At 71.8% G+C, this 11242-nt stretch carries 6 protein-coding genes; 4 read left to right on the forward strand and 2 right to left on the reverse strand.

Annotation, left to right across the window (positions count from 1 at the left end):
* Positions 1-41: 41 nt before the first annotated feature.
* A complete protein-coding gene (locus ACL02U_RS30425) occupies positions 42-1655 on the reverse strand; it encodes a cation acetate symporter (RefSeq protein ID WP_412794218.1) in 1614 nt (537 codons plus the stop codon).
* Entirely contained in the window at positions 1652-2122 is a 471-nt protein-coding gene (locus tag ACL02U_RS30430; protein ID WP_412794219.1) for a DUF485 domain-containing protein, read from the reverse strand. Before ACL02U_RS30430 ends, ACL02U_RS30425 begins: the two co-directional genes overlap by 4 nt.
* 643 nt (positions 2123-2765) lie before the next feature.
* Between ACL02U_RS30430 and ACL02U_RS30435 the strand changes: the two genes are divergently transcribed.
* From ACL02U_RS30435 to ACL02U_RS30450, 4 genes are all read left to right on the forward strand, one after another.
* Positions 2766-3554 (forward strand): ABC transporter ATP-binding protein, encoded by a 789-nt coding sequence (locus tag ACL02U_RS30435; protein ID WP_412794220.1) that lies wholly within the window; start codon positions 2766-2768, stop codon positions 3552-3554.
* The gene (locus ACL02U_RS30440; RefSeq protein WP_412794221.1) at positions 3551-6130 is read left to right on the forward strand and encodes an ABC transporter permease; all 2580 of its coding nucleotides are present in this window, start codon (positions 3551-3553) and stop codon (positions 6128-6130) included. Before ACL02U_RS30435 ends, ACL02U_RS30440 begins: the two co-directional genes overlap by 4 nt.
* Before the next feature lie 271 nt (positions 6131-6401).
* Positions 6402-9953: a transcription-repair coupling factor gene (gene mfd, locus ACL02U_RS30445; RefSeq protein ID WP_412794222.1), complete on the forward strand. Its 3552-nt coding sequence runs from the start codon at positions 6402-6404 to the stop codon at positions 9951-9953.
* A gap of 231 nt (positions 9954-10184) precedes the next feature.
* Complete coding sequence (locus ACL02U_RS30450; RefSeq protein WP_412794231.1) at positions 10185-10943, forward strand: HNH endonuclease family protein; 759 nt, start codon at positions 10185-10187, stop codon at positions 10941-10943.
* Positions 10944-11242: the final 299 nt, after the last annotated feature.

Genomic DNA, 11242 nt, shown 5'->3' on the forward strand with positions numbered 1-11242 from the left:
AGCCGTGGCGTGCAGCCGGTTGCGGTTGCGTGCAGCCCCGTTCAGTCGCCGCGGCGTCCGGCTCCGGCGAGGATCAGGCCCTCCACCGCCTCGTACTGACGGGCCTGCTCCCGCGCCTCGTTGCGGCCGGAGAGCCGCGTGCCGACCCACCCGAAGGCGAAGCCCAGCGGAATCGTCACCAGGCCGGTCGTGGTGAACGGGAACCAGTTGAAGTCGAACTCGGGGAAGGCCGCGGCGGGGGAGCCGGAGACGAGGTTGGTGCCCGGCATCAGCACCAGCACCGACAGGGTGCCGCCGATCAGCGTCCACAGCAGGCCCGTTCGGGTGTAGCCGCGCCAGAAGAGGCTGTAGACGAGGGCGGGCGCGATGGCCGAGGCGCCCAGGCAGAACGACAGGGTCACCAGCGGTTGCAGGCTGCGGTGCTGGACCTGGGTGGCCAGGACGATCGCGGTGACGCCCACGCCCAGGGCCGACAGGCGGGCCAGCAGCATCTCGCGGCGCGGGGACATCTCCTGCACCCGGGTGGCGAAGACGTCGTGGGCGAGGGAGTTGGCGCAGGCGAGGATCATCCCGGCGACGGACGCGAGGACGGTGAGGAAGATCGCCGTGGTGACGGTGGTGAACAGCAGTGTCTCGGCGCCGGAGACGTCCGCGCCGAGGACGGCCCGCGAGCCCAGCAGGTAGGCGGTGTTGCCCTGCGGGTCGGCCCCGGCGATCACCTGGCGCCCGACCAGTGCCGTGGCGCCGATCGCGACGACCGTGATGACCAGGACGAACAGTGCCACGCAGGACACCGCCCAGGACATCGAGCGGCGCACCTGACGGGCGTTGGAGGCGGTGTACATGCGCATCGTGACGTGCGGCAGGCAACCGCCGCCGAGGACCACCGTGAGTTCCGCGCTGATCATGTCCAGCCGGGGGCTGGCCCCGGAGTGGGAGAACTCCAGGCCGGAGTGGAGGAAGGCGGAGCCGACGCCGCTCTTGGCGGCGGCCGCGTCGAACAGCGCGCCCGGGTCCCAGTCGAAGCGGTGCAGGACGAGCAGGGCGACGACGGCGCCGGAGCCGAGCAGCATGACGATCTTCAGCATCTGGATGAGGGCGGTGCCCTTCATCCCCCCGATCGCCGCATAGCTGATCATCAGCCCGCCCAGGCCGATGATGATGCCGGTCTTCAGCGCGTCGCCGGAGAAACCCAGGATGAACGCCAGCAGTTGCCCCGTGCCCGCGAGCTGCACCAGCATCAGCGGCAGCAGGGCGGCCAGCGTCACCAGGCTGGCGGCGATCCGCACCCCGCGTCCCGTCATGCGGCGGGCGAGCGCGTCACCCATGGTGAACCGGCCCGCGTTGCGCAGCGGTTCCGCCAGCAGGAACATCAGCAGCATCAGCGACAGCGCGGTGCTCAGCGCCAGCACGATGCCGTCGTACCCGAACAGCGCGATCACGCCTCCGGTCCCCAGCACGCTGGCGGCCGAGATGTAGTCGCCGGCGATGGCGAGGCCGTTGCGCATGGGGGACAGCGAGCTGTACCCGGTGTAGAACTCGTCCAGGTCGTCGCGGTCGGGGCCGGTCATCACGCACAGCAGCAGCGTGACGGTGGCGACGGCGGTGAAGGCCATCAGGGACAGCGTCTGCGCGCTTCCGCCGAACTCGGTCATCGCGCCGCCTCCCGCCTCGCGTCCAGTTCGACCTGCCGGCGGATGCGGTCCGCGAGCGGGTCGACACGGTGGCGCGCGGTCCGCTCGTACAGGACGATCGCCGTCCAGGTGACGGGGAGTTGGAGCAGCGCCAGCAGCAGCCCGATCGGCAGGCCGTCGGCGACCGTGAGGGTCATGAAGGACGGGACGAACGCCGACAGCAGCAGGAAGAGGCTGAAGTAGCCGAGCGCGGTCAGCGTCGTGGTGCGCCGCTGCCGCTGGTAGGCCTGGCGCAGGGACCGCAGGTCGCCGGGGTGGACGAGTTGCTCCCGGTGCTGTTCCCGGTACTGCTCCCGGTGCGGCTGCCGGGGGGCGGGCGGTGTCGGCTGCCAGGGGTGGCCCTGGGGCGGAGGGGACGGGCGCCGGTACGGCGGTCCGGGCGGGTGGGCGGTGGGCTCTGGGTACGACGGGGACGAGTCGTAGGACATCCCGGTGCTCCTTGCGCGGCTCGGGTCCGTGGGGGCGGACCGCAGGGAGGGGGGCGGCCCAGGCACGCTACTCGCTGGTAGGGTTTTCCGCTGCCTTTTGGCCAAACTGGCCGGTCGGTATGCGATTACGGCACCGAACCTTCACTGACCTGCGACATTACCGCCGTTAACTCAGACTTTTCAGGGCTGCGGCACCCCTCCGGCGGGGTCGGCCTCGCCGCATCGCGAGCGGCCACTTGAACCTCCCCCTGCGTCAGGGCTCACTCTTGCCGGAGGGGCGGGCGGACGCCGACCCCGAGAGTCGTCCCCTCGAAGGTGGAGAGCCCCTAGGGGTCCCTCCGTACTGAGGCTCGGGGAGGGTTCGTTCCGGCGGATGACGAGACGGCCCCGTGCCGTCCCTAATCTGGCAGTACGCCGCCGGGAGGCTTCACCGGACCGGCGGAGGTGGGGCTATCCCCCGGGCAGGACGGGGCCGCGCACCAGCGCGCCCGGCGGCCCGGAGCGGAAGACTCCTCGACGTGCCGAGCGGACCGGCTCCCCGGGCCGCTCACCGAGCACCGCCACCGGGGGCGAGCCGCCGCCCGGCAACGACATCCCGTCACCCGCACGAACGACATCTCACCATCGAGATAGGAGACTTACCGTGACATCGGCTGTGACCACTCCCAGGCCCGGGGGAACCGGAGGGCGTACGGCCGTTGCCGCGCGGGCGCGGCAGGTCGTGAAGGCGTACGGCGCCGGCGAGACCCGCGTCGTCGCACTCGACCACGTCGACGTGGACATCGCCCGCGGCCAGTTCACCGCGATCATGGGCCCCTCGGGGTCGGGCAAATCCACGTTGATGCACTGCCTCGCCGGCCTCGACACCGTGACGTCCGGGCAGATCTACCTGGACGACACCGAGATAACCGGCCTGAAGGACAAGAAGCTCACCAGGCTGCGCCGCGACCGGGTCGGCTTCATCTTCCAGGCGTTCAACCTGCTGCCCACCCTGAACGCCCTGGAGAACATCACGCTGCCCATGGACATCGCCGGCCGCAAGCCGGACCGGGACTGGCTGGAGCGCGTGGTGGACACCGTCGGCCTCGCCGAGCGGCTCAAGCACCGGCCCACCCAGCTCTCCGGCGGCCAGCAGCAGCGGGTCGCCGTCGCCCGCGCCCTGGCTGCCCGCCCGGAGATCATCTTCGGTGACGAACCGACCGGCAACCTGGACTCCCGCGCCGGTGCCGAGGTGCTCGGCTTCCTGCGCCGTTCGGTGGACGAACTCGGCCAGACCATCGTCATGGTCACCCACGACCCGGTGGCCGCCTCGTACGCCGACCGGGTGCTCTACCTGGCCGACGGCCGGATCGTGGACGAGATGCTGCAGCCCACCGCGGAGCAGGTCCTGGACCGCATGAAGGACTTCGACGCCCGGGGGCGCACGTCATGACCGTGTGGAAGACCTCCCTCCGCAACTTCGTCGCGCACAAGGGCCGTATGGCGCTGTCCGCGGTCGCGGTGCTGCTGTCGGTGGCGTTCGTCTGCGGCACGCTCGTGTTCACCGACACCATGAACACCACCTTCGACAAGCTGTTCTCCGCCACCTCCGCCGACGTGACGGTGAGCGCGAAGGACGCCTCGGACACCGGCGAGACGACCGCCGGCAACGGCAGACCTCCGGTAATGCCGGCCTCCGTCCTCACCCGGGTCCGCGCGGTGCAGGGCGTCCGGTCGGCCGAGGGGGCCGTCTTCTCGTCCGCGGTGACCGTCGTCGACGCCGACAAGGACAGCCTGTCGCCGTCCAGCGGAGCGCCGACCATCGTCGGCAGCTGGAACCGCAACGAGGCCCGCACCATGAAGATCACCGAGGGGGCGGCGCCGCACGGCGCGGACCAGGTGATGGTGGACGAGGACACCGCCCACAAGCACCACCTCCGGCTCGGCGACGAGATCGGCGTGATCAGCGCGGTCGGCACGCACACCGCGAAGATCTCCGGCATCGCCGCCTTCCAGGTCACCAACCCCGGTGCCGCGATCTTCTACCTGGACACCGGCACCGCGCAGCAGACGCTGGTCGGCCGCACCGGCGTCTACACGAACGTCAACGTCACCGCCGCGGACGGCGTCGGCGACGCGCAGCTCAAGCGGAACGTGGTCGCCGCCATCGGCCGCGACTACAAGGTGCAGACGGCCCAGGAGACCGCCGACGCCAACCAGAAGGACGTCGAGGGCTTCCTCGGAGTCATGCGCAAGGCCATGCTCGGGTTCGCCGCGGTCGCCTTCCTGGTCGGCATCTTCCTGATCTTCAACACCTTCTCCATGCTGGTCGCCCAGCGCACCCGGGAGATCGGCCTGCTGCGGGCCCTCGGCTCCTCCCGGAAGCAGGTCAACCGCTCGGTACTGACCGAGGCGCTGCTGCTCGGCGTGGTCGGCTCCGTCCTCGGCGTGGGCGCGGGCGTCGGCATCGCCGTCGGTCTGATGAAGCTCATGGGCCAACTGGGCATGCACCTGTCCACCGATGACCTGACCGTCGTCTGGACCACCCCCGTGGCCGGCCTGGTGTGCGGCGTCCTCGTGACCCTGGCCTCCGCCTACTTCCCGTCCCGGCGCGCCGCCAGGATCTCCCCGATGGCCGCGCTGCGCGAGGCGCACGCCCCGGCCGACGCCCGAGCGGGCCGGGTGCGGGCCCTGGTGGGCACGCTGATCACCGTGGCCGGCGCCGGCGGCCTCTACGCGGCGGCGGTCGCCGACCGGGCGACGACCGGTTCACTGTGGCTGGCCCTCGGCGTGGTCCTCACCCTGGTCGGGTTCGTGGTCGTGGGCCCGCTGCTCGCGGGCGGCGTCGTGCGCGTCCTCGGAGCCGTCCTGCTGCGCGCGTTCGGACCGGTCGGCCGGATGGCCGAGCGCAACGCCCTGCGCAACCCGCGCCGCACCGGCGCCACGGGCGCCGCCCTGATGATCGGCCTGGCCCTGGTGGCCTGCCTGTCGGTGGTCGGCTCCTCCATGGTCGCCTCCGCCACCGACCAGCTCGACAAGACCGTCGGCACCGACTTCATCATCCAGAGCGACAGCGGCCAGCTGATCACCCCGCAGGCCGTGCAGGCCGTGAAAGACACCCCGGGGCTGAAGCGGGTCACCGAGTACAAGTCCACCCAGGCCGACTTCACCACCCCCGACGGCAGGACCCTCAAGGGCACGGGCATCACCGCCGCGGACCCGAGCTACGCCCAGGACCTGCACACCGACGTCGTCGACGGCAAGCTGGCGGACGCCTACCGGCGCGACTCGATGTCCGTGTACGAGAAGTTCGCCGAGGACCACGACATCCACCTCGGGTCGACACTCGCCGTGCACTTCGCGGGCGGCTCCACCGCCCACCTGACCGTGCGCGCCATCACCAGCGACGACGCCGTCATCGACAAGGGGGCGATGTACACCTCCACCGCGACGCTCGCCCGGTACGTCCCGGCCGAGCGGATGCCCCTCGACGACCTCGTCTTCGCCACCGCCCGGGACGGCGAGCAGGACTCCGCCTACCGTGCGCTGAAGTCCGCGCTGCACGACTACCCGCAGTACACCGTCCGCGACCAGACCGACTACAAGCAGGCGCTGAAGGACCAGATAGGCCAGCTGCTGAACCTGATCTACGGCCTGCTGGCGCTCGCGATCATCGTCGCGATCCTCGGGGTGGTGAACACGCTGGCCCTGTCGGTGGTGGAACGCACCCGGGAGATCGGCCTGATGCGGGCGATCGGCCTCTCGCGCCGCCAGCTCCGCCGCATGATCCGCATGGAGTCGGTCGTGATCGCCCTCTTCGGCGCCCTGCTGGGGCTCGGCCTGGGCATGGGCTGGGGCGCGACCGCGCAGAAGCTCCTCGCCCTGGAGGGGCTGACCGTGCTCGAGATCCCCTGGCCCACGATCGTCGCCGTCTTCGTCGGCTCGGCGTTCGTCGGCCTGTTCGCCGCGCTGGTCCCGGCCTTCCGCGCCGGGCGGATGAACGTGCTGAACGCCATCGCGACCGAGTAGGCGCGCCGCGGCGGGGCCGCGCGGCAGCCGCCCGCCCCGCGGGACGCGCGACCGGTCACCAGGGACGCGCACGGCCGCCGTGGACGGGGGCCACGGCGGAAGCCGGTGCCGGGAGTCGGACGACTCCCGGCACCGGCCGTTCGCACGCCTGCTCGACCGCCGGTCGTCCACAGGCCCGGCGGACGGTCGCCCACCGTCGTACTCTGGACACCCCCGGCCGCGACTCCCGTCGGGCCTTTCGTGTTGCCCACCCCTGGATGGAAGCCCTTCCATGAGCCTGCACGGTCTGCTCGACGCCGTCGTCAAGGACACCGCCCTCGCGGAAGCGATCAGGGCTGCCACCGACGGCAACCGCATGCACGTCGACCTGGTCGGCCCGCCCGCGGCCCGCCCGTTCGGGATCGCGGCGCTCGCCCGCGAGACCGGCCGCCCGGTGCTGGCGGTGACGGCCACCGGCCGGGAGGCCGAGGACCTGGCGGCCGCGCTGCGCTCCCTGCTGCCGTCCGAGGGCGTCGTGGAGTACCCCTCCTGGGAGACGCTCCCGCACGAGCGCCTCAGCCCCCGCAGCGACACCGTGGGCCGGCGTCTGGCCGTGCTGCGCCGCCTGGCCCACCCCCGCCCCGACGACCCCGAGACCGGTCCCGTCTCGGTCGTCGTCGCACCCGTGCGGTCCGTGCTCCAGCCCCAGGTCAAAGGCCTCGGCGAGCTGGAACCGGTGTCCCTGAGGAGCGGGCAGAGCGCCGACCTGGCCGAGACCGTCGACGCGCTCGCCGCCGCCGCGTACGCACGCGTGGAGCTGGTCGAGAAGCGGGGCGAGTTCGCCGTGCGCGGCGGCATCCTCGACGTGTTCCCGCCCACCGAGGAACACCCCCTGCGCGTCGAGTTCTGGGGCGACGACGTCGAGGAGATCCGCTACTTCAAGGTCGCCGACCAGCGCTCCCTGGAGGTCGCCGAGCACGGACTGTGGGCGCCGCCCTGCCGCGAGCTGCTGCTCACCGACGACGTCCGCAGCCGTGCGCGGGCCCTCGCCGAGGAGCACCCCGAACTCGGCGAACTGCTCGGCAGGATCGCCGAGGGCATCGCCGTCGAGGGCATGGAGTCCCTCGCGCCGGTCCTCGTCGACGACATGGAACTGCTGCTGGACGTACTGCCCCGGGGCGCCATGGCGGTCGTGTGCGACCCGGAGCGGGTCCGCACCCGCGCCGCCGACCTCGTCGCCACCAGCCAGGAGTTCCTGCAGGCCTCCTGGGCGGCGACCGCCGGGGGCGGTCAGGCCCCCATCGACGTCGGCGCGGCCTCCCTGTGGTCGATCGCCGACGTCCGCGACCGGGCCCGCGAGCTGGACATGATGTGGTGGTCGGTGTCGCCGTTCGCCGCCGACGAGGAGCTGACCGACCCCGCGGCCGCCGGCGCCGACTCCCTGAAGCTGGGCATGCACGCCCCCGAGACCTACCGCGGCGACACCGCGCGGGCCCTGGCCGACACCAAGGGCTGGCTCGCCGACGGCTGGCGCGCCGTCTTCGTCACCGAGGGCCACGGGCCGGCCGCCCGTACCGTCGAGGTGCTCGGCGGAGAGGGCGTCGCGGCCCGCCTCGACGCCGACCTCGCAGAGCTGTCCCCCTCGGTGGTGCACGTCGCCTGCGGTTCCATCGAGCACGGCTTCGTCGACCCCGACCTCAGGGTCGCCGTGCTCACCGAGACCGACCTGTCCGGTCAGCGGGCGGCCGGCCGGGACGGCGCCCGGATGCCCGCACGGCGCCGCAAGGCCATCGACCCGCTCACCCTGGAGTCGGGCGACTTCATCGTCCACGAGCAGCACGGCGTCGGCCGCTACATCGAGATGGTGCAGCGCACCGTGCAGGGCGCCACCCGCGAGTACCTGGTGGTGGAGTACGCGCCCGCCAAGCGCGGCCAGCCCGGCGACCGGCTCTACATCCCCACCGACCAGCTGGAGCAGATCACCAAGTACGTCGGCGGCGAGCAGCCCACCCTGCACCGGCTCGGCGGCGCCGACTGGACCAAGACCAAGGCGCGCGCCAAGAAGGCCGTCAAGGAGATCGCCGCCGACCTGATCAAGCTCTACAGCGCCCGCATGGCCGCCCCCGGCCACATGTTCGCCCCGGACACCCCGTGGCAGCGCGAGCTCGAGGACGCCTTCCCCTACGCGGAGACCCCCGACCAGCTCACCACCATCGCCGAGGTCAAGGAGGACATGGAGAAGACGGTCCCGATGGACCGGCTGATCTGCGGCGACGTCGGCTACGGCAAGACCGAGATCGCCGTCCGCGCCGCCTTCAAGGCCGTCCAGGACGGCAAGCAGGTCGCCGTGCTGGTGCCGACCACGCTGCTGGTGCAGCAGCACTTCGGGACGTTCGGCGAGCGGTACGCGCAGTTCCCGGTGACCGTGAAGGCGCTGTCCCGGTTCCAGACCGACGCCGAGGCGAAGGCCGTCCTGGAGGGCCTGCGCGAAGGGTCGGTCGACGTGGTCATCGGCACCCACCGCCTGTTCTCCTCGGAGACGAAGTTCAAGGACCTCGGCCTGGTCATCGTCGACGAGGAGCAGCGCTTCGGCGTCGAGCACAAGGAGCAGCTCAAGAAGCTGCGCGCCAACGTCGACGTCCTGACCATGTCCGCGACCCCCATCCCGCGCACCCTGGAGATGGCGGTCACCGGCATCCGCGAGATGTCGACCATCACCACCCCGCCCGAGGAGCGCCACCCGGTCCTCACCTTCGTCGGGCCGTACGAGGAGAAGCAGATCGGTGCGGCCGTCCGCCGCGAGCTGCTCCGCGAGGGCCAGGTCTTCTACATCCACAACCGGGTCGAGTCCATCGACCGGGCCGCGGCCCGGCTGCGCGAGATCGTGCCCGAGGCACGCGTCGCCACCGCGCACGGGCAGATGTCCGAGGCCGCGCTGGAGCAGGTCGTCGTCGACTTCTGGGAGAAGAAGTTCGACGTGCTGGTCTCCACCACGATCGTGGAGTCCGGCATCGACATCTCCAACGCCAACACCCTCATCGTCGAACGCGGCGACAACTTCGGCCTGTCCCAGCTCCACCAGTTGCGCGGCCGGGTCGGCCGGGGCCGGGAGCGCGGCTACGCCTACTTCCTGTACCCGCCGGAGAAGCCGCTGACCGAGACCGCGCACGAGCGCCTGGCGACCATCGCCCAGCACACCGAGATGGGCGCCGGCATGTACGTGGCGATGAAGGACCTGGAGATCCGCGGCGCGGGCAACCTGCTCGGCGGCGAGCAGTCCGGTCACATCGCGGGCGTCGGCTTCGACCTGTACGTCCGCATGGTCGGCGAGGCGGTCGCGGACTACCGCAAACAGTTGGAGTCGGGCGGCATCGAGGAGGAGCCGCCGCTGGAGGTCAAGATCGAGCTTCCGGTCGACGCGCACGTCCCGCACGACTACGCGCCGGGCGAGCGGCTGCGCCTCCAGGCCTACCGGGCCATCGCCTCCGTCAACACCGAGCAGGACGTCGCCGCCGTACGGGAGGAACTCACCGACCGCTACGGCAAGCTGCCCGAGCCGGTGGAGAACCTGCTGCTGGTGGCGGGGCTGCGGATGCTGGCGCGGGCCTGCGGCGTGGGCGAGATCGTGCTGCAGGGCAGCAACATCCGCTTCGCGCCGGTGGAGTTGCGCGAGTCGCAGGAGCTGCGGCTCAAGCGCCTCTACCCCGGCAGCGTGATCAGGGCGAACGCGCACCAGGTGCTGGTGCCCCGCCCGAAGACGGCCAGGGTCGGCGGCAAGCCGCTGGTCGGACGCGAACTGCTCGGCTGGGTGGGGGAGTTCCTGACCTCCGTGCTGGGTTCCTGAGCACCCGGCCCGTCCCGCGCCGCCTCCCCGGTCCGTCCCGCGCCGCCTCCCCGGCCCACCCCGCGCAGCCTCCCCGACCCGTCCGGCGGCGCGGCCTCGGGCGAGCCGACGCCGCTCCTCCCGGTGGCCGCCTGGCGTACCGGATGCCGCGTAGGGAAGACTCGGCCCTGCGGGGCGGAGCCGGAGAGCAGGGGAGGGGCGCGGGTGAAGCGTCTGAAGGGTGTCGCGGCGATGGTGCTGGCCGCCGGGGTGGTCCTCACGGGCTGCAAGGGCGGTGGCATCACCCTCGACGGCGGTCCGTCGGGGTCCGCCGCCGCGACGGCCGCGGCCGGCGGCGGCAGCGGCAGCGGCGGCCGGGCGGTGAGCCCGCTGGACAACCCCGACGGGACGAAGCCGGGACTTGCCGCGATCACCTCGTCCGCGGACCTGGCGAAGGCGCGCGCGCTGATCGGGAAGGTCGCGACGAAGGGGCGCGGGCCGAAGACGGGCTACGCCCGCAACAAGTTCGGCTACGCCTGGATGGACTCCGCTCCGGGCGGCATCCCCTTCTCCCACAACGGCTGCGACTCGCGCAACGACCTGCTGAAGCGCGACGGGGAGGCGGTGCGCTTCCGGTCCGGTTCGGACTGCGTGGTCGTCTCCATGACGCTGCACGACCCGTACACCGGCAGGACCATCGCATGGACGAAGGCCCACGCGTCGAAGGTGCAGATAGACCACGTCATGCCGCTGTCCTACGACTGGCAGATGGGCGCCGCCCGCTGGTCGAAGGGCAAGCGCGAGGACATCGCCAACGACCCGCTCAACCTCCTCCCGGTGGACGGCCCTGCCAACGGGGCCAAGGGCGACTCCGGCCCCGCGTCGTGGCTGCCGCCGAACAAGAGCGTCCGCTGCGCCTACAGCGTGCGGTTCGCGCAGGTCTCGCTGAAGTACGAGCTGCCGGTGACGTCCGCGGACAAGCGGATGATGCTCCAGCAGTGCGGCGGCTGACGGGGCGTCGGCCCCTCGGAACGGTTCCTCGGATCGACCTCTGCCGGCGCCGGATCGGTCCCCGCCGGCGGCGCCGCGCCCGGCGGACGGCCGCGGCGCCGTGCGCGCCCACTGCCCCGGCGCGCGAGCCGTGAAACCGCAGGTCGGGGACCGGTTCCATAACCGTATGGGGTGGGGGACGTGGCCGGGGCGCAAAGGAAGTCACAAGGACAAATAGGGTGTTCGAGCGAAAGAGTCCGGCTCGAACAAGGAACGGTCAAGTCCACCTCATGACCTTTCCTTGACCCTGTTCACAGGAT

This window comes from Streptomyces sp. MS06, from assembly GCF_047200655.1.
Taxonomy (GTDB): Bacteria; Actinomycetota; Actinomycetes; order Streptomycetales; family Streptomycetaceae; genus Streptomyces.